Source organism: Isoptericola sp. NPDC019482, assembly GCF_040632295.1.
In the GTDB taxonomy this organism is placed as follows: Bacteria; Actinomycetota; Actinomycetes; order Actinomycetales; family Cellulomonadaceae; genus Isoptericola.
In genome coordinates, this window is the sequence record NZ_JBEYBQ010000030.1 from 38,174 (window position 1) to 56,240 (window position 18,067).

An 18,067-nucleotide genomic window follows, 5' to 3' on the forward strand; every position below is an offset into this window, starting at 1 on the left:
CGGCTACGCGCCGCGGATGGCCGCGTAGGCCTCGGGGGTGAGGATCAGGTCGCCGAAGTCGCGGCGGGCGGCGGCCAGGACGTCGGGGTCGGGGTGGTCGTGGGCGAACCAGGCTGCCGGGTCGGGGTGCTGGACGAGGTGGCGGTCGTTGCCGAGGTCGATGACCATCCAGGCGGACAGGTCGTGGGCCTTCGCAAGATGCCGGCTGGTGAGGACCTGGAGCCCGTAGGCGTCGGGGAGGTACTCACGAGCAAGGTCCCGGTCGATTTGGGTCATCACACCGGTGGCTTCGAGGTGAGGCGCGGCGCGCAGGCCGGACCAGGAGACGATGCTCGGGCCCGCGACGTCGATCAGGCCGACCTCGAGACGAGGGGAGAGCTGGCGCAGGACGTCCGTGAGGGCGTCAAGCCTGGCCTGCCAACTCTCGGTGCGGGATGCGAGCGCGAGCACGGCGAGAGGCCCGTACCCGACGTCAATAGTGCGTACGGACCGGCTCGGCGTGTCGACCCATCGAAGCTCAGCCTGACCGTTGCGCCTGACGGCATGGATCAGGATCGGACCGAGCCCGTGCCGTGGGGCTTCCTCGACAAACTCCGATCTCCAAAGCACGACTTGAGTGCTGGGAAGACTCGCCCAGCGATCGGCGACGTCTCGAAGGGAGGCCGCGTCGGTTTCGTCGAGGGTCTCGTGGCGCCGGTCGCCGTCGCGGGGAGGTACCGGAATGAAGCGGAGGAAGATCCCGATCGCGCGCCCGGCGCCGTCGGTGGAGGTGCTCCATTCGGGGACCTCGACGCGGGGCGCGCCCCGGAGCTGGCCGATCCAACCTCGCCGGGTCATGCCGTCGGCGAGCTCCTGGAGGTAGGTCTGCACCTCACCGTCCTCTCCCGCTGCGTCCATCAACGCCATCGCGCCGCCCGCGAACGTGTCCACACCTCCCTCGACGTAGGGGTTGGTGTCGGGCCAGCGTTCGGCGGCTTCTTCGTTGAGCTCGTCGGCGAGATCGGTCAGGTCCTCCCGCGGGTCGGCGCCCGGAGGCGCCTCCGCCCCATGGGCGGGGCGGAACTCGATCGGGAACTCGATGTTGTTGGCCGCCCATGCTTCGTGGATGGACGGCCAGTGCACGTCAACGGCCATAGCGCTCATGAAACACGGAGTGGGGTGCGCAGTCGACAGGTCCTGCACGTCCCCGTCAGAACCGCCAAGGGTCGGCTCGTCGAGTTCAACGTCAGGGGCCGGCGCCCGGTGAGGTCGCGCCGGCCCGGTCGACCAGCACAGCGAGCTGCTCGCGCGACCCGAGGTCGAGCTTTGCCATCGCGCGCCCCAGGTGTGCCTTCACCGTCGACTCGGACAGGAAGAGTCGCTGACCGATCGCGCGGTTCGACAGCCCGTGCGGCAGGAACGAGGCGATCTCCTGCTCACGTGCCGTGAGCGCGTCGAGCGCCTGGCGTGCCTCGGCGCGACGCGTGTCGAGGCGTCGGGTGCCGCCCAGGTGGCGGATGACGGCTGCCGCCGACTCGTGGTCGAGAGCGCCGGCACCGCTGGCGACGTCGCGCACGTGAGCGGCGATGTGCTCGGGGTCGTCGTCCTTGCCGAGGAAGCCCTGGGCGCCCGCCGCGAGGGCCTCGACCACCGTCTCGTCGGTGCCGAACGACGTCAGCGCGATCACGGCCGGCGGCTGCGGCCGCCGGCGCAGCTCGCGGATGGCCTCGAGGCCGCCGGTGCGGCGCATGTGCAGGTCCATGAGGACGACGTCGGGTCGGTGCGCGGCGACGGCCGGCACGACCTCGTCGCCGTCGGTCGCCTCGCCGACGACGTCGATGCCCTGGGCGGCCAGCACGGTCGTGAGGAGCCGCCGCACCATCGGGTCGTCGTCGACCACGAGGACTCGGACCTCCATGCCTGCGAACGATAGCCCCGGGCGCCGGAGTTCGCCGGGCGGGCACCCGGGTCACGACTCGCGGGCGACCCACGGCAGGTGGGCGCGCACGACGAACGACCCCTGCTCCCGGCCGGCGAAGAGGGTGCCGCCGACGGCGTCGGCCCGCTCGTGCATGCCGAGCAGCCCGGATCCCGTCCCGGGTACGGCAGGGCCGCGGTCCCTCCTCTCGCCGGTGTCCGGCAGACGGTTGCGCACCATGATGTCCACCCCGAGCTCCGGGGAGGCGTCGACGCGGATGTCGACCGGTTCGTCGTGCGCGTGCTTGTGGGCGTTGGTGACCGCCTCCTGCACGACGCGGAAGGTCGCCCGGACCAGGGTGGGAGCGGCGTCCTGACCCTCCGAGACGGACACCGTCGCGGTGTTCCGGGGATCGTCCTCGGCCATCCGGTCGACCAGGGGCCGCAGGTCGTCGAGAGTCGACCCGGGGAACCCGGTCACGGGGTCGCCCGAGCGCAGCGTGGTCACCAGCGAACGCAGCTCCCGGATGGCCTGCTGCGCCGAGCTGCGCATCTCGCGCGCCGCCCGCGCCGCCGCCGGGTCGTCGGTGCTCGTGACCTCGAGGGCTGACGCCTGCAGCGAGATCTCGGCGACGTGGTGCGCCACCGTGTCGTGGACCTCGCGGGCGATGAGACGGCGCTCGTCCTGCCGCCCTGCCTGGTCACGCAGGACGGCCGCTGCGGCAGCCGCCGCCTGCTGCTCATCACGGGAGCGCTCGGCGGCCAGCTGCGCCCGGCGGACGAGACCGGCCGCGACGGACACGCCCAGCAGGCCGATCCCGACGACGACGTAGGCAGCCGCGGCCGGATCGGAGGACAGGACGCGGATCTGCTCGTCGACGCTCACGAGCACCTGCGCCTCGTGGTCGCGCAGCGCATCGCGCGCGAGCGACGCGGCCGTGGCCGCCGTCGTCGCTCCCGCCGCCGTCAGGCAGGTGCGGACGGCACCGGTGGCCAGCACCCACGGGAGGGCGAGGAGCGCCGCCGAAGCGTCCAGCGGGAGCAGGATCGAGCAGGCCGAGGCTCCGAGGCACAGTGCGACCGGGTACCGCCACCTCCACACCAGCAGTCCCGCCAACGCGAGCCCGACAACGGCGCTCACGACGTACAACGTGGGGTGCAGCGCACTGGTCGGCGCCGCCGCGCGCGACGCAAGCGCCACCGCCACGAGCGTGCTCGCCGCTGACACCGCTACAGCGACCACCGTTCCGGCCACCGACGCCCAGCGCAGGACGGCGGCGCGGCCGGTTCCCGCCTCGTCGTCGCGGCCCGGAGCACCGGTCGCTCGAGCGAACATGCGTCGACAGTACGGCGGCGGGCGGTTCCGTGTCGGCCGGACGGGGCTGCAGAGCGGCGGCAACGACGACCCGATCGGGCAACGCGGAGTGCCTGATCGGGCGATGTCTGGCGGGCAGACCTCGCGCGAGCCTTGAAGTCGTACGAGCGCAAGCCTCGTCCCTTAAACAAGGAGCAATGATGACCGAGCAGTTCCCGCCCCCGGGTCCGCAGCCCACTGGGCCTTCGCCGGAGCAGCCCACGAGCCAGGCCGAACTCAACCGGCGCGCTCGTGAGGCGAAGGCCACCGCCAAGGCCAACAAGAACTGGTTCGCGCGGCACAAGGTCCTCACTGGCGTCGGGGCCGTCGCGGTCCTCGGCGTGGTCGGCGGCGCGATGGGAAGCGGTGGCGACGAGCCCGCCGCTGCCGAGGGCCAGGCGCCGGCGGTGGAGCAGGCCGACGCAACCGAAGCCTCGGGTGCAGACGACCAGGTCTCGACGGAGACGACGTCTGACGAAGCCGCCACCGCTGAGACGACCGTGGGGATCGGGGACACGGTTCGCGACGGCAAGTTCGAGTTCACGGTGACGGACGTCGAGGACGGTGTCTCGAGCGTCGGTGACCAGTACTTCGGTGAGGAAGCGCAGGGTCAGTTCGTCCTGGTCCACATGAAGGTCGAGAACATCGGTGACGAGGCTCAGTACTTCATGGGCGACAACCAGTACCTGCATGACAGCGAAGGGAAGCAGTACTCCGCTGACACCGAGGCCGCGATCTACCTCGACGAGGCGGAGTCGCTGCTCAGCGAAATCAACCCCGGCAACACCGTGGAAGGGGTCGTCGTCTTCGACGTGCCGACGAAGGCGGACCTCGATTCGATCGAGCTCCACGACTCGGCGTTCTCCGGTGGTGCAACAGTCGACCTGGACTGAGCCGATAGACGATCGAGCCCGGCCCCGCGAGGTGATCTCACGTGGCCCGGGCTCGTTTCGTCCTGTGGCCCCGCGCTGGATCCCTGCTTGCCCATCGATAGCCTGACACCACCGCGACAACGGGTCGCGGCGATGGAGCGCCGGCGAAAGGTCATGGGTGTCTTCGGAACAGAGGATCGGGTTCGTCGGCACGGGGCCGATGGGGGCGCCGATGGCGCGGAACCTGCTGGCGGCGGGGTTCGACGTCGCGCTGTGGAACCGGACCGCCGCGAAGGCGGAGGCGGTCGCCGACGGCGAGCCGCGCGCGACGGTCGCCGCGACGCCGAGCGAGGCGGCGCGGCCCGTGGTCGTCGTGATGCTGCCGGACCTGCCGCAGGTGCGGGACGTCGTCGACCGGCCGGACGGGCTGCGGGAGGGGTGGCGGTCCGCCCAGACCGCCGACCCGGTGCTGGTCGTGATGAGCACGGTGAGCCCGGTCGAGGTCACGGCATGGGCGCAGGAGCTCGCCGCCGACGGCATCCGCCTGGTCGACGCGCCCGTGAGCGGCGGCGTCGAGGGAGCGGTGGCCGGCAGCCTCAGCATCATGGCGGGCGGGTCGGACGACGACCTCGCGACGGTCCGGCCGGTGCTGGAGGCGATGGGCTCGACGGTGCGCCACGTCGGCGCGGTCGGCTCGGGCTCGCTCACCAAGACGTGCAACCAGATCGTCGTGGGCGGCACGCTCAATGCGCTGGCCGAGGCGGTCGCCATCGCGCAGGCGGGCGGCCTGGACCTCGCCACCGTGCTGGAGGTGCTGGGCGCCGGGCTGGCCGGCTCGCAGGTGCTCACGGACAAGTCGCGGCGCTACCTCTCGCGCGACTACGCGGACGGCGCCGCGTGCCGCACCCAGCTCAAGGACCTCGAGTTCGGCCTCGCGGCCGGGCAGCGGCTCGGTGTCGACACGGCCCTGACGGAGGTCGCGCGCGACCGGTACCAGCGGATGGTGGACCGCGGCGACGCCGAGCTGGACCACAGCGCCGTCATCCGCGTCGTCGTCTGACCCGCACCCCGCCGGGACATTGCGCGACGGCGTGAACGCTCGTCGTATCAGCGGTCCCCTGCCACCCTCCGAGGTACATGGAGGGGACGACGATGAAGCGACTGGTGCTGTGCTGCGACGGGACGTGGAGCCACGCGGTGAACCCGCAGGTCTCCAACATCGAGAAGCTCGCGCGCTCCGTGCTGCGCTCCGGCGGGAGCGCCGACCCGGACGTCGAGCAGATCGTCGGCTACGTGGCGGGCGTCGGCGCCCGCGGATACCTGGTCGACCAGCTGCTGGGCGGCGCGTTCGGGTACGGGTTCACCCGCAACGTGGTGGACGGCTACCGGTTCCTGGCCATGAACTACGAGCCCGGCGACGAGATCGTCGTCCTCGGCTACTCCCGCGGGGCGTACACGGCGCGCAGCGTCGTGGGGATGCTGTCGCAGGTGGGCCTGCTGACCGTGGAGGCCCAGGACGCCGGGTTGCTGTGCGAGGCGGAGCGCGTCTACCGCCTCAAGCCGCCGACGGCGCGCCGCGTCGCGCGGGCGGAGCGCACCGTGGCGCGGACACGACCGGGGTCGTGGCGGCACCGTCGGGCGGAGGCGGTGCTGCGGCGCGGCGACGAGATCCGGGCGGAGAAGAAGGCGTTCCGCGCGGAGCACGGGGTCGAGGTCCCCGTCCGCTTCCTGGGGGTCTTCGACACCGTCGGCGCGCTGGGCGTCCCTGGCCCGTCCCGCCGCAAGAACCGCTTCCACGACGTCTCCCTCGGGCCCGCCGTGCTCACCGCGCGGCAGGCGCTCGCGATCGACGAGCGTCGCCTGACCTTCGCGCCGTGCCTGTGGACCGTGCCCGACGACGACCCGCCCGGCCGCGTGGAGCAGGTGTGGTTCCCCGGCACCCACGGCGACGTGGGCGGCGGAGGCTCGCGCTGCGGCCTGTCCGACCTGGCGTTGCAGTGGATGGCCGCCGAGATGCGGGCCGTGGGCGTGCAGTTCGACGAGCGCCGGCTCGCGCGCCAGCTCACCCCGCGCGCCGCCCTGGTCCTGGACCAGGCGCCGCCGTGGCCGTTCCGCATCCTCAACGCGGTCACCCGCGTGCGGCCCCGCTACGAGCGGGTCGACGGCCGCGTCGTCTTCCGCCGCGGGCTGCGCGTGCTCGCCCTGCCCGCGCACGACGTCGTGGGGACATGGCGCGACGGCGTGCGGCTCGCGGACACCGTGCTGCGGCACGTCCTGGACGACGGCTATGCCGCGCTCGCCCCCAACCTCGGCTGGTGGATCAGTGAGGCCGGGGGCGTGGAGCGCGTCCCGGTCGAGCAGGTGGACGCCGCGCGCGGCGACCTGCGCCCGTTCGTCGTGCCGGGCGACGCCGTCATCGGGCCCGTGCGAAGTCCTCGAGCGCTGCCGGCGGGTCGGTGAGGTCGGGGTCCTTCGCGAGGTAGGCCTTCGTCTCCCGCGCGATCAGCCCGGACAGCAGGAGCAGCCCGACGAGGTTGGGCAGTGCCATGAGCCCGTTGAGGACGTCGGCCACGCCCCACACGAGGTCCAGCTCCCAGACGGCGCCCACGAGGCAGACGAGCGTGAAGATCGCACGGTACGGCAGCGACACCTTGATCCCGAAGAGCGAGGTGGCGCACCGCTCGCCGTAGTACGCCCACCCGATCACCGTCGAGAGCGCGAAGAAGACGACGGCGATCGCGACCACCGCGCCGCCGAACTGCGCGAGCGGGCCGGACGACATCGCCGTCGACGTCATCGCGGCGCCCTCCTCGCCCGACGTCCACGCGCCGGACGTGATGATGACGAGGCCCGTGAACGACACGACGATGATCGTGTCGATGAAGGTCTGCGTCATGGACACCAGGCCCTGCCGGACCGGGTGGTGCGTCTTGGCCGCGGCGGCGACGATCGCGGCCGAGCCCAGGCCCGACTCGTTCGAGAAGAGGCCTCGCGCGACGCCGTACTGCAGGGCGAGGGCGACGGTGGAGCCGACGAAGCCGCCGGTGGCCGCGGTGCCGGTGAAGGCGTCCGTGAACACGAGGGCGAACGCGTCGGGGATCGCGGTGACGTTCGCGCCGAGCACCAGCAGCCCGGCCACGATGTAGAAGACGATCATCGCCGGCACGAACGACGCGGTGACCGCGCCGATCCGCTTGATGCCGCCGAGCAGCACCACACCCACGAACAGCACGATGACGATACCGGTGGCCAGCGGCGGGACGCCGAACGTGTCGTCCAGGGACTGCGCGATCGTGTTGGTCTGCGTCATGTTGCCGATGCCGAACGCGGCGAGCGCGGCGAAGACGGCGAACGCGACGGCGAGGATCTTGCCCAGCGGCCCGCGGATGCCCCGCTTGAGGTACTCCTGCGGCCCGCCGCGCTGCTCGCCCTTCTCGTCGACGACGCGGAACTTCGAGCCGAGGAACGCCTCGGAGTACTTCGACGCCATGCCCAGCAGGCCGGTGACCCACATCCAGAACAGGGCGCCCGGACCGCCGATGCCGATCGCGGTCGCGACGCCGGCGATGTTGCCGACGCCGACCGTGGCGGCGAGCGCGGTGGTCAGCGCCTGGTAGTGCGAGATGTCGCCCTCGCCGTCGCCCTCGCCCCCCGAGGCCTCCTTGCGCTGCAGCAGGCCGAGGCGTAGGGCGGGCCCGAGCTTGCGGAACTGCAGGCCCTTGAGCCGGATCGTGAGGTACAGGCCCGTGCCCAGGAGCAACGGGATCAGCAGGAACGGGCCCCAGACGAAGGAGCTGGCTGCCGCGATGAAGTCAGCGAAAGAATCCACGCCGCGCACCGTAACCCGGCGGCACTTTCACCCGCAGCGCGGTCTCGCGCGTGTTGGGGGTCGGCGGACGCGAGGCCCTGCCGGGGAGTGCTCAGGAGTCGTAGGCGTCCTTGACGACGAGCACCGGGACGGGGGAGTCGAGCAGCACCCGCTGCGTCGTCGTCCCGACGAGGAACGTGCCCGCGCTGGAGCGCTTGCGGGAGCCGAGGACGACGAGCGTCGCGCCGGAGGAGTCGGCGGCGTCGAGGATCGCGTCCGCGGGCTCGGTGCCGGAGGGTCGCCGGGTGACCGGCTGGACCTCGATGCTCTGCCCCGCCTCGGCGAGCAGGCCGTCGAGCGGGTCGCCGTCCGCAGGGTCGTCCGACCGTGCGAGGTGGACCACGTGCAGGGGGAGCCCCCGTCGGGACGCCTCCGCGATCGCCGTCCGGACGGCCGCCTCACCGTGGGGCGACGGGTTGTAGGCCACGAGCACCGTCATGCGCACACTCTCGCACACGGAGGGAACCTCGCGCCGGTCCGACCCGTTGACCTCACCAGCCGACGAAGGAGCAGCGCATCATGCAGTGCCCCCACGACCAGTCCGTCCTCGTGATGTCCGAGCGCAAGGGGATCGAGATCGACTACTGCCCGCAGTGCAGGGGCGTGTGGCTCGACCGGGGTGAGCTCGACAAGATCATCGAACGGTCCCTCGAGTCGGAGATCGCCGCCGAGGCGCGCGGGCCTGTGCCGCCCGCGCCGGCCTCCCCGGGCCCGCCCTACCCGGCGTCGTACGACGAGCGCCGCTACGACGACAAGCGTTACGACGACCGTCGCTATGACGACAAGCGCTACGACGACAAGCGTTACGACGACCGTCGCTATGACGACAAGCGCTACGACGACAAGAGGTATGACGACCGCGGGTACGACCCCCGCTACCGCAAGCGCAAGAAGAAGGACTCGTTCCTCGGGGACCTGTTCGACTTCTGACGGGCCCGAGACCGCGGCGGCGGGTGCGTCAGGCGGCGGCGAGCTGCTCGCGCACCTGCCGCTTGGCGCGCGTGAGCATGCCGGCCATACCGTTGAGGCGCAGCGGGCTGACCGCGCGGGTGAGCCCGATCATCAGCGGGAAGTCGTCGGGCACGTCCAGCACCTGCTGGGCCGAGAGCCCGGACAGCCCCTGGGCGAGGATCGACGCGAACCCGCGGGTGGTCGGCGCCTCCTGCGGGGCGGTCGCGTAGAAGTGCACGACGTCGCCGTCGACCTCCGCGAACGCGCGCACGGGGGACTGGCACTCCTCGACCGCCTCGAGCAGGCCGGGCGCGCTCTCGTAGCGCGGGGGCAGCCCCGGCAGCTCGCGCGAGAACTCGAGCAGCAGCTGCAGCCGCTCGCGCTCGGGCAGGGCGAGGAACTCCTCGCGGATCTCGGCGAGCGGCTCGGGCAGGGTGGCGGCGTCGGTCATGGCTCCAGTCTCGCTCAGCGCGGGGTGGCTCGAGTTCGCGCGAGACAGTTCGAGACGGCCCGAGGTAGTTCCGCGCTCGCCGAGGTAGTGGACTGGACCACTACCTCGGCGAGCGGGGAACTACCTCACCGGGCCCGAACCACCTCGCGCAGGGGGTGGGTCAGGCGGCCTGCCGCTGCTTGACGCCCGCGGGGACCTCGCCCGGCTCGGCGCCCGCGACGATCGGGACGCGCACGGCGTTGCCCCACTCGGTCCAGGAGCCGTCGTAGTTGCGCACGTCGTCGATGCCGAGCAGGTAGCGCAGCGCGAACCAGGTGTGGCTGGAGCGCTCGCCGATGCGGCAGTACGTGATCACGGAGTCGCCGGCGGTGAGGCCGAGGCCGCCCTCCTGGTAGATCGCCTCGAGCTCGGCGCGGGTCTTGTAGGTGCCGTCCTCGGAGACCGCGGTGGCCCAGGGGACGTTGCGGGCCGACGGGATGTGCCCGCCGCGCAGCACGCCCTCCTCCGGGTAGTCCGGGATGTGCAGGCGCTCGCCGGAGAACTCCTGCGGGGAGCGGATGTCCACCAGGGGGCCGTTGCCCAGGTGGTCCAGCACGTCCTCCTTGAAGGCGCGGAAGGTCGAGTCGTCGCGCTCGACGACGGGGTAGTCGCCGCGGGCGGGGGCAGGCACGTCGGTGGTGAGCTCGCGGCCCTCGGCCACCCACAGGTTGCGGCCGCCGTCGAGCAGGCGGACGTCCTCGTGACCGAACAGGGTGAACACCCAGGCCGTGTACGCGGCCCACCAGTTGTTCTTGTCGCCGTACAGCACGATCGTCGTGTCGCGGGAGATGCCGCGGCTCTCGAGCAGGTCGGCGAAGCCGGCGCCGTCGAGGTAGTCGCGCTCGACCGGCTGCAGCAGGTCGGTGTGCCAGTCGATCTTCACGGCGCCGGGGATGTGGCCGGTCTCGTAGAGCAGGACGTCCTCGTCGGACTCCACGACCACCAGGCCCGGCGTGTCGAGGTTCTCGGCGAGCCACGACGTCGTGACGAGGCGCTCGGGGTGCGCGTACTCGGCGAGGCGCGGCGTCGGGTCGGTGGGTGCGGGCATGGTTCCTCCATCTGTGCGGCGTGGGCGCGCCGGGTGCGGTGGGTCGCGACCACTCGGGTCCTTGGACACTCTAGGAACTTCACCACCAGCAGGGACAGCCCGTGTCCATCATGTGGGACCACGATGCGAGACTGTGTTCATCGCGACGAAACGCCCGCGATACGGAAATGCAATTCCGAAATCCTTGTGGTGTCCGTCACTGGGTGCTAGCGTCGCGCTTGCCTACGGCGGGCCCGGGCCGTACGGGAGTCGATGTCGACACCCGTGCGGTGATCGACGAGATCGATCCGACACCGGCAGCTATCTACCAGGCGGCATGAAGGACAACTCGCCTGCAGCGACCCGCCGAGCGCCCGGTCTCCACCGGGACCTCGAGGGGCCGACGGACCCGAGCACCCGGGGGCCGCTGCCCGAACCGTGGAGACTCACCATGGACCGCAATGCCGTGATCAACACCCAGGCACCCAGGACGGCCGTCGCTCCCGCCGTCCATCCGGCCGCAGCACACCTCGAGAAGGCCGTCTCCCTGGCCGTCGACAGCGTGGCGAGCGCGGGCGGCCCCTTCGGCGCCGTCGTCGTCACCCGTGACGGCCGCGTCATCGAAGGCAACAACCGCGTCACCCAGGACAACGACCCCACCGCGCACGCGGAGGTCACCGCCATCCGTCGGGCCTGCGCCGAGCTCGGCACCTTCGACCTGTCGGGGGCCGTCCTCTACTCGAGCTGCGAGCCGTGCCCCATGTGCCTCGCCTCCGCTCTCTGGGCGCGCGTGGACGCCGTCTACTTCGCCGCCGACCGCCACGACGCGGCCGCCGCCGGGTTCGACGACGCCGTGTTCTACGACTTCTTCGCCGCCTCACCCGAGACCCGGACCGCAGGCGGGGTCATGACCGTGCGCCACGAGCGCACCGGCAGCGCCGTCGCGCCGTTCGACGCGTGGCGTGTCCTCGAGACCCGCATCGACTACTGAGCATGCGGGCCGGAAAGGACACGACGACGTGACCATCCTGGGAACGCGGCGGGACACCGCCGAGAACGACGAGACGCCCTCCACCGCCGGCCGCGGCCTGCTGGAGCGGCTGTTCAAGATCACCGAACGAGGCTCCACCACGGGGCGCGAGATCCGTGGCGGCCTGGTGACCTTCTTCGCGATGGCGTACATCGTCATCCTCAACCCCCTCATCCTCGGCGGCACCAGCGCCGAGAACGCCCCGGTCGACGTCGCGGGCGGCTGGCTCGTGACGGCGCAGGTGGGCGCCGTCACCGGCCTCGCCGCGGGCGTGCTGACCATCCTGTTCGGCCTCGTCGCGAACCTCCCGTTCGCGCTCGCGGCCGGGCTGGGGATCAACTCGTTCCTCGCCGTCGCCGTGGTGGGCGACGTCACCTGGCCCGAGGCGATGGGCCTCGTGCTCATCAACGGCCTGCTGATCGTGCTGCTCGCCGTCACCGGCGCGCGGTCGGCGATCTTCAACGCCGTCCCGCGCCAGCTCAAGGCGGCCATCACGGTCGGTATCGGCCTGTTCATCGCCTTCATCGGCTTCGTCGACGCCGGCTTCGTCACCCGCACGCCGGGCGGCCCGCCCGTGCAGCTCGGCGACGGCGGGTCGATCACCACCGTGCCGACGATGATCTTCGTCCTCGGCCTGCTGCTCATGGGGATCCTCGTGTCCCGCGGGGTCAAGGGCGGGCTGCTCATCGGCCTGGTCGGCACCACCGTCGTGGCGATCGTCGTCGAGGCGGTGCTCCAGCTCGGGCCGGCGAGCGACGACAACCCGGGCGGCTGGCACCTGTCGGTACCCGCGCTGCCGGACTCGCTGGTCTCCGTGCCCGACCTGTCCCTGCTCGGCCAGTTCAGCTTCGGCGCCTTCGACCGCATCGGGGCGCTCGCGGCCACGATGCTCGTGTTCACGCTGTTCTTCACGAACTTCTTCGACGCGATGGGCACGATGACGGGCCTCGCCAAGCAGGGCGGGCTCGCCGACCGGGACGGGAACTTCCCGAAGATCAAGTCGGCGCTGGTCGTCGAGGGCGTGGGCGCCGTCGTGGGCGGCGCGACGTCGTCGTCCTCGAACACCGTGTTCGTCGACTCGGCGGCGGGGGTCGGCGAGGGGGCGCGCACCGGCCTGGCGTCGGTCGTGACGGGCGGCCTGTTCCTGGTGGCCATGTTCCTCACGCCGCTCACCGCCGTCGTGCCGATCGAGGTCGCCAGCGGCGCCCTCGTGGTGGTCGGCGCGATGATGATGCGAGAGATCAAGGAGATCGACCTGGGCGACTTCTCCGTCGCCCTGCCGGTGTTCCTCACGGTCGTGACGATGCCGTTGACGTACTCCATCGCCAACGGGATCGGGATCGGCTTCATCACGTGGGTGCTGCTGCGGTTCGCCTGCGGCCGGGCGCGCGACGTGCACCCGCTGCTGTGGGTGGTCGCCGCGGGCTTCCTCGTGTACTTCGTGCGCGGCCCGCTCTCGGCGGCGCTCGGCGCCTGACGGCAACGTCGGTCGGGCCTGCCGCGACCCGGCAGGCCCGACCGACGGGGAAGGACCCAGATGCTCACCCTGGCTGACCACCTGGCCGAGTGGCTCGAGCCCGGCGCGCAGCCGTTCGCCGTCGCGACGGTGGTCGGCGCGTCCGGCTCGGTGCCGCGGCCCGTCGGCACGGCGATGGCCGTGCGCGCCGACGGCGCCGTCGTCGGCAGCCTCTCCGGCGGGTGCGTGGAGGCGGCCGTGCACGCGGCCGCGCTCGACGCGATCGCCGTCGGCGAGTGCCACCGCGAGACCTTCGGCTACTCCGACGACGACGCGTTCGCCGTCGGGCTCACCTGTGGCGGCAGCCTCGAGGTGCACGTGCAGCCCGTGCGTCCCGGCGAGGACGGCGATCCCGCCGCCGTCGCGCTCGCCCGCCTCGTCGCGGGCCGGGACGCGCCCGCCGCGCTCGTGCGCCGCCTCGACGTCGCGCGCCCCACCGCAGTCCTCCTCGACGACCTGTCAGAGCCACAGGGTGGTATGGCCCCACCTGGCTCTGACAACCCGCTGCGGGGGCTGGTCGACGACGGCGCGCTGCCCGCGGTGTCCGCGCAGGTCGCGGCCGTGCTGCGGGCGGGCGGCGCCGCCACGGTCCACGCCGCCCCCGGCGTTCCCGACGGAGCGTGCGACGACGGCGTCCCCGAGGAGCCCGTGACGCTGCTGGTCGAGACGCGCCTGCCGCCGCCGCGGTTCGTCGTCGTCGGCGCCAACGACTTCGCCGGCGCGCTCGTGCGCGCCGTGCACCTGCTCGGGTACCGCGTGACGCTCGTCGACGCCCGCGAGGTGTTCGCCGCGCCGCGCCGGTTCCCGCAGGCCGACGAGGTGGTCGTGGACTGGCCCGACCGGTACCTGGCCGCCGAGGCCGCCGCCGGGCGGCTCGACGCCCGCACCGCCGTCGCCGTCCTCACCCACGACGTGAAGTTCGACGTCCCGACCCTGCGGCTCGCGCTCGGGCTCCCGCTCGCGTACGTCGGCGCGATGGGCTCGCGCCGCTCCCACGCCCAGCGGATGCAGGCCCTGGACGACGAGGGCGTGACCCCCGACCGGCTGGCCCGGCTGCGCTCGCCGATCGGGCTCGACCTTGGGGCGGTGACGCCGGAGGAGGTGGCCGTGTCCGTCGTCGCCGAGCTCGTCGCGGTGCGCTACGGCCGCGCCGCCGCCGTCCCGCTGAGCAGCACCGACGGGCCGCTGCACGCAGTACCGGACACACCCCGAACCACGCACAGCAAGGAGCACCACCGGTGGACCTGAACACCGTCACCGACCTGGTCCCCACCGCCGACCCCGCCGACTGGCGCGAGGGCGACGCGTGGCTGGCCGGCGGCACCGTCCTGTTCTCCTACGGCAGTCAGACGCTGCGCCGCCTGCTCGACGTCACGAGCGCCGGCTGGCCCGCGCTCACGGTGACCGACGACGGGCTCGAGATCGCCGCGACGTGCACGGTCGCCGAGCTGTACGCCTTCCCGGAGGCCGCCGCGTCGGCGCCGGTGCGCGGCACCTGGCGCGCGCTGGACCTCGTGCGCCCGTGCTGCGACGCGTTCGTCGCGTCGTTCAAGATCTGGAACACCTCGACCGTCGGCGGCAACGTCGCGACGTCGCTGCCCGCGGGTCCGATGACGTCGCTGACCGCGGCCCTCGACGGCGTCGCCGAGGTGTGGGGCCCGGGCGGCTCGCGGCGCGCCCAGCCGGTGGCCGAGCTCGTGACGGGCGAGATGCGCAACACCCTCGTCCCGGGCGAGCTGCTGCGCGCGATCCGGGTCCCAGCCGCCGCGCTGCGGTCCCGGACGGCGTTCCGCCGCCTGTCGCTGACGAACCTCGGCCGCTCCGGCGTGCTGCTGATCGGGCGCCTCGACACGCCCGACGACGGCGGCGAGCTCGTCATCACCGTGACCGCCTCGACGCGCCGGCCCGTGCAGCTGCGGTTCCCCGCCGGTGCGCACCCCGGCGCCGCGGGACTGGCCGCCGCGATCGACGCTGCCATCCCGTCCGACCTCTACCACGACGACATCCACGGCCTGCCCGCGTGGCGCCGCGACATGACCTACCGGCTCGCGGAGGAGATCCGCACCGAGCTGACCAGCGAGCTGCTCGACAGCACCACCGACGGAGGCCGGCGATGACCGACGCGACCACCCGCCCCACGACCCTCGCCCCGGGCGCCTCGCCCGTGCTCCGCGTGGACGGCCGCGACGTGGGCGCCGTGCCGCGCGCCGGCCAGTGCCTGCGCACGTTCCTGCGCGAGCAGGGCTCGCTCGGCGTCAAGAAGGGGTGCGACGGGGGCGACTGCGGGGCGTGCACGGTGCACGTCGACGGGGTCCCCGTGCACAGCTGCGTCTACCCGGCGCGGCGCGCCGCCGGGCGCGAGGTGACGACGATCGGGGGCCTCGCGGCCGCGGCCGACGAGCCGACGGCGGACGGGCTGCACCCCGTGCAGCAGCGGTTCCACGACGCGCAGGGCTTCCAGTGCGGCTTCTGCACCGCCGGCATGATCATGACGGCGGCGACCTTCGACGACGACCAGCGCGCGAACCTGCCCCGCAACCTCAAGGGCAACCTGTGCCGGTGCACCGGGTACCGGGCGATCGAGGACGCGGTGCGGGGCACCGAGAACGCCGAGACGATCGGCGGCTGCGGCACGGCGTTCGGCACCTCGGAGCCCGCCCCCGCGAGCCGCGGCGTGGTCACCGGCCAGGTGCGCTACACGCTCGACGTCGACCCGGAGGCGTACCCGGGCCTGCTGCACATCAAGCTGGCGCGGTCGCCGCACGCGCACGCGCGCATCCTGTCGATCGACGCCTCCGACGCGCTCGCCGTGCCCGGGGTCCACGCGGTACTCACGCACGAGGACGCGCCCGCCGTCCGGTTCAGCACGGCCCAGCACGAGCTGTGGACGGACGACCCGGACGACACGCGCATCCTCGACGACGTGGTCCGCTTCGTGGGGCAGCGCGTCGCCGCCGTCGTCGCCGACTCGGTGGCCGCCGCGGAGGAGGGCGTGCGCCGGCTGCGCGTCGAGTACGAGGTGCTGCCCGCGCTGATCGACCCCGAACAGGCGATGCTCCCCGGCGCACCGCTCGTGCACCCGGACCTCGACGCCGCGACCGCGCGGGTCTCGCGGCCGGACGCGAACGTCGTCGCCGAGCTGCACAGCGAGCTGGGTGACGTCGAGGCGGGCCTCGCGGAGGCCGACGTCGTGCACGAGGCCACCTACCGCACGCAGCGGGTGCAGAACGCGGCGCTCGAGACGCACGCGGCGATCGCGTCGTTCGACGACGACGGCCGGCTCGTGGTGCGGTCCTCGACCCAGGTGCCCTTCCTCGCGCGGCGCCACCTCGCGCGCGTGCTGGACCTGCCCATGGACCGCGTGCGCGTGGTGTGCGAGCGCGTGGGCGGGGGGTTCGGCGGCAAGCAGGAGGTGCTGGTCGAGGACGTCGCGGGCCTCGCCGCGCTGCGGCTCGGCCGGCCGGTGCAGCTCGAGCTCACGCGCACCGACACGTTCGTCGGCACGACGACCCGGCACCCGTTCCGCATCCGGGTGCGCGCCGGCGCCCGCCGCGACGGCACGCTGACCGCGCTGCACCTCGACGTGCTGAGCAACACCGGCGCGTACGGAAACCACGGGCCGGGCGTGATGTTCCACGGCTGCGGCGAGTCGATCGCCGTCTACTCCTGCGCGAACAAGAAGGTCGACGCGCACGCCGTGTACACCCACACGCTGCCGTCGGGCGCGTTCCGTGGGTACGGGCTGAGCCAGATGATCTTCGCCGTCGAGTCCGCGATGGACGAGCTGGCCCGGCGGCTCGGCCTCGACCCGCTCGACCTGCGCCGCCGCAACGTGGTGCACCCGGGCGTGCCGATGCTGTCCACCGCGCCCGAGCCGGAGGAGGACGTGCTGTACGGCAGCTACGGCCTCGACCAGTGCATCGAGCTGGCCGACGACGCGCTCGCCCGCGGCCGCGCGCGCGACGTCGCGGCGTACGGAGCCGACCCCGCCGACCCGACGCGACCCTGGCTCGGAGACGAGTGGGGCATCGGCGAGGGCACCGCCCTGTCGATGATCGACACGGTTCCGCCGCGCGGGCACGTGGCGCACGCCCGCGCCCGGCTGCGCCCGGACGGCATGGTCGAGGCCGAGGTCGGCACCGCCGAGTTCGGCAACGGCACCACGACCGTGCATGCGCAGCTCGTGGCCAGCGCGCTGGGGCAGCGGGCCGCGGACGTCGTCGTCAAGCAGTCCGACACGGACCTCGTGGAGCACGACACCGGCGCCTTCGGGTCCACCGGCACCGTGGTGGCGGGCAAGGCGTCGCTCGCGGCGGCGACCGAGCTCGCGGAGCGGGTGCGCGTGGTGGCGTCGTCGCTCACCGGGACGGCGCCGGCCGACTGTCGCCTGGTGCCCGGCGGCGTGGAGTGCGCGGGCGGCGTCGTGCCCCTCGCGGAGGTGGCCCGGCACGCCGAGGCTGCCGGCGTCCGGCTCGAGGCCGAGGGGCGCTGGGGCGGCACGCCCCGGTCCGTCGCGTTCAACGTGCACGGCTTCCGCGTGGCCGTGCACCGCGGCACCGGCGAGATCCGCATCCTGCAGAGCGTGCAGGCCGCGGACGCCGGCGAGGTCGTCAACCCGCGCCAGTGCCGCGGCCAGGTCGAGGGCGGCATCGCGCAGGCCCTCGGTGCGGCGCTCTACGAGGACGTCGTGGTCGACGACGCCGGCCGCGTCACGACCGACATCTTCCGCCAGTACCACCTGCCCACGTTCGCGGACGTGCCGCGCAGCGAGGTGTACTTCGCCGAGACGTCCGACTCCACCGGACCGATGGGGGCGAAGTCGATGAGCGAGAGCCCGTTCAACCCCGTCGCCCCGGCGCTCGCCAACGCGCTGCGCGCCGCCACCGGCGTGCGGTTCACCGAGCTGCCGCTCGCGCGCGACAAGGTCTACCTGGGCATGCGAGACGCGACGCCCTGACCCGAGGTGTTGTGAGCGCGATTTCCGGGACTATCGGCGGTCCGATAGTCCCCGGGACCCACGAGATGTCGCTCCTGTACAAGCCGGTCGAGCCCTCGGCTTCCTA

The 18,067-nt window shown here is 72.9% G+C and carries 16 protein-coding genes; 9 read left to right on the top strand and 7 right to left on the bottom strand.

Annotation, left to right across the window (positions count from 1 at the left end):
- Window positions 1-3 precede the first annotated feature (3 nt).
- From ABZ493_RS16925 to ABZ493_RS16935, 3 genes are all read right to left on the bottom strand, one after another.
- On the bottom strand, window positions 4-1,134 hold the full coding sequence (locus ABZ493_RS16925; RefSeq protein ID WP_430583316.1) for a hypothetical protein: 1,131 nt from the start codon (window positions 1,132-1,134) through the stop codon (window positions 4-6).
- 91 nt (window positions 1,135-1,225) lie between these two features.
- Window positions 1,226-1,897, bottom strand: a complete 672-nt coding sequence (locus ABZ493_RS16930; protein ID WP_430583317.1) for a response regulator transcription factor — start codon at window positions 1,895-1,897, stop codon at window positions 1,226-1,228.
- 51 nt (window positions 1,898-1,948) lie between these two features.
- A complete protein-coding gene (locus ABZ493_RS16935; RefSeq protein WP_430583318.1) occupies window positions 1,949-3,232 on the bottom strand; it encodes a histidine kinase in 1,284 nt (427 codons plus the stop codon).
- A 179-nt stretch (window positions 3,233-3,411) separates the two neighbouring features.
- On the opposite strand from ABZ493_RS16935, the gene ABZ493_RS16940 reads away from it, so the two are divergent.
- The 3 genes from ABZ493_RS16940 to ABZ493_RS16950 all read left to right on the top strand — a co-directional run bounded on the left by ABZ493_RS16940 (window position 3,412) and on the right by ABZ493_RS16950 (window position 6,582).
- Window positions 3,412-4,143: a DUF4352 domain-containing protein gene (locus tag ABZ493_RS16940; RefSeq protein ID WP_430583319.1), complete on the top strand. Its 732-nt coding sequence runs from the start codon at window positions 3,412-3,414 to the stop codon at window positions 4,141-4,143.
- Between the two features lie 157 nt (window positions 4,144-4,300).
- Complete coding sequence (locus tag ABZ493_RS16945; RefSeq protein ID WP_430583320.1) at window positions 4,301-5,182, top strand: NAD(P)-dependent oxidoreductase; 882 nt, start codon at window positions 4,301-4,303, stop codon at window positions 5,180-5,182.
- Between the two features lie 92 nt (window positions 5,183-5,274).
- Window positions 5,275-6,582 (top strand): DUF2235 domain-containing protein, encoded by a 1,308-nt coding sequence (locus tag ABZ493_RS16950; RefSeq protein ID WP_430583321.1) that lies wholly within the window; start codon window positions 5,275-5,277, stop codon window positions 6,580-6,582.
- On the opposite strand, the gene ABZ493_RS16955 is transcribed toward ABZ493_RS16950, so the two are convergent.
- Together ABZ493_RS16955 and ABZ493_RS16960 are read right to left on the bottom strand one after the other, a co-directional pair.
- Window positions 6,536-7,951 carry a sodium:alanine symporter family protein gene (locus ABZ493_RS16955; protein ID WP_430583322.1) on the bottom strand — a complete coding sequence of 472 codons (1,416 nt, stop codon included), beginning with the start codon at window positions 7,949-7,951 and terminating at the stop codon, window positions 6,536-6,538. The genes ABZ493_RS16950 and ABZ493_RS16955 overlap by 47 nt on opposite strands.
- 91 nt (window positions 7,952-8,042) lie before the next feature.
- A complete protein-coding gene (locus tag ABZ493_RS16960) occupies window positions 8,043-8,429 on the bottom strand; it encodes a universal stress protein (RefSeq protein ID WP_430583323.1) in 387 nt (128 codons plus the stop codon).
- An 80-nt stretch (window positions 8,430-8,509) separates the two neighbouring features.
- On the opposite strand from ABZ493_RS16960, the gene ABZ493_RS16965 reads away from it, so the two are divergent.
- The gene (locus ABZ493_RS16965) at window positions 8,510-8,920 is read left to right on the top strand and encodes a zf-TFIIB domain-containing protein (protein WP_430583324.1); all 411 of its coding nucleotides are present in this window, start codon (window positions 8,510-8,512) and stop codon (window positions 8,918-8,920) included.
- 28 nt (window positions 8,921-8,948) lie between these two features.
- Here ABZ493_RS16965 and ABZ493_RS16970 read toward each other — a convergent pair whose 3' ends face one another.
- Together ABZ493_RS16970 and ABZ493_RS16975 are read right to left on the bottom strand one after the other, a co-directional pair.
- Window positions 8,949-9,392, bottom strand: coding sequence for a SufE family protein (locus tag ABZ493_RS16970; protein ID WP_430572182.1), 444 nt, complete (start codon window positions 9,390-9,392; stop codon window positions 8,949-8,951).
- A 160-nt stretch (window positions 9,393-9,552) separates the two neighbouring features.
- A complete protein-coding gene (locus ABZ493_RS16975) occupies window positions 9,553-10,479 on the bottom strand; it encodes a sulfurtransferase (protein ID WP_430583325.1) in 927 nt (308 codons plus the stop codon).
- A 430-nt stretch (window positions 10,480-10,909) separates the two neighbouring features.
- Here ABZ493_RS16975 and ABZ493_RS16980 point away from each other — a divergent pair, with 430 nt between their 5' ends.
- From ABZ493_RS16980 to ABZ493_RS17000, 5 genes are read left to right on the top strand one after another with little or no spacing between them, the layout of a single operon-like run.
- Window positions 10,910-11,449 (top strand): nucleoside deaminase, encoded by a 540-nt coding sequence (locus ABZ493_RS16980; protein ID WP_430583326.1) that lies wholly within the window; start codon window positions 10,910-10,912, stop codon window positions 11,447-11,449.
- A gap of 37 nt (window positions 11,450-11,486) precedes the next feature.
- Window positions 11,487-12,965: an NCS2 family permease gene (locus tag ABZ493_RS16985; RefSeq protein ID WP_430583332.1), complete on the top strand. Its 1,479-nt coding sequence runs from the start codon at window positions 11,487-11,489 to the stop codon at window positions 12,963-12,965.
- Between the two features lie 60 nt (window positions 12,966-13,025).
- Window positions 13,026-14,252 (top strand): XdhC family protein, encoded by a 1,227-nt coding sequence (locus tag ABZ493_RS16990; RefSeq protein ID WP_430583327.1) that lies wholly within the window; start codon window positions 13,026-13,028, stop codon window positions 14,250-14,252.
- A complete protein-coding gene (locus ABZ493_RS16995; RefSeq protein WP_430583328.1) occupies window positions 14,243-15,121 on the top strand; it encodes an FAD binding domain-containing protein in 879 nt (292 codons plus the stop codon). The genes ABZ493_RS16990 and ABZ493_RS16995 overlap by 10 nt, the downstream gene beginning before the upstream one ends.
- Window positions 15,118-17,961, top strand: a complete 2,844-nt coding sequence (locus ABZ493_RS17000) for a molybdopterin cofactor-binding domain-containing protein (RefSeq protein ID WP_430583329.1) — start codon at window positions 15,118-15,120, stop codon at window positions 17,959-17,961. The genes ABZ493_RS16995 and ABZ493_RS17000 overlap by 4 nt, the downstream gene beginning before the upstream one ends.
- Window positions 17,962-18,067: the final 106 nt, after the last annotated feature.

Excerpts from the sequence above, each read along its gene's own strand:
- ABZ493_RS16925 (WP_430583316.1), bottom strand. The coding sequence starts at position 1,134 with ATGGCCGTTGACGTGCACTGGCCGTCCATCCACGAAGCATGGGCGGCC.
- ABZ493_RS16930 (WP_430583317.1), bottom strand. The coding sequence starts at position 1,897 with ATGGAGGTCCGAGTCCTCGTGGTCGACGACGACCCGATGGTGCGGCGG.
- ABZ493_RS16935 (WP_430583318.1), bottom strand. The coding sequence starts at position 3,232 with ATGTTCGCTCGAGCGACCGGTGCTCCGGGCCGCGACGACGAGGCGGGA.
- ABZ493_RS16940 (WP_430583319.1), top strand. The coding sequence starts at position 3,412 with ATGACCGAGCAGTTCCCGCCCCCGGGTCCGCAGCCCACTGGGCCTTCG.
- ABZ493_RS16950 (WP_430583321.1), top strand. The coding sequence starts at position 5,275 with ATGAAGCGACTGGTGCTGTGCTGCGACGGGACGTGGAGCCACGCGGTG.
- ABZ493_RS16960 (WP_430583323.1), bottom strand. The coding sequence starts at position 8,429 with ATGACGGTGCTCGTGGCCTACAACCCGTCGCCCCACGGTGAGGCGGCC.
- ABZ493_RS16965 (WP_430583324.1), top strand. The coding sequence starts at position 8,510 with ATGCAGTGCCCCCACGACCAGTCCGTCCTCGTGATGTCCGAGCGCAAG.
- ABZ493_RS16970 (WP_430572182.1), bottom strand. The coding sequence starts at position 9,392 with ATGACCGACGCCGCCACCCTGCCCGAGCCGCTCGCCGAGATCCGCGAG.
- ABZ493_RS16975 (WP_430583325.1), bottom strand. The coding sequence starts at position 10,479 with ATGCCCGCACCCACCGACCCGACGCCGCGCCTCGCCGAGTACGCGCAC.
- ABZ493_RS16980 (WP_430583326.1), top strand. The coding sequence starts at position 10,910 with ATGGACCGCAATGCCGTGATCAACACCCAGGCACCCAGGACGGCCGTC.
- ABZ493_RS16990 (WP_430583327.1), top strand. The coding sequence starts at position 13,026 with ATGCTCACCCTGGCTGACCACCTGGCCGAGTGGCTCGAGCCCGGCGCG.
- ABZ493_RS17000 (WP_430583329.1), top strand. The coding sequence starts at position 15,118 with ATGACCGACGCGACCACCCGCCCCACGACCCTCGCCCCGGGCGCCTCG.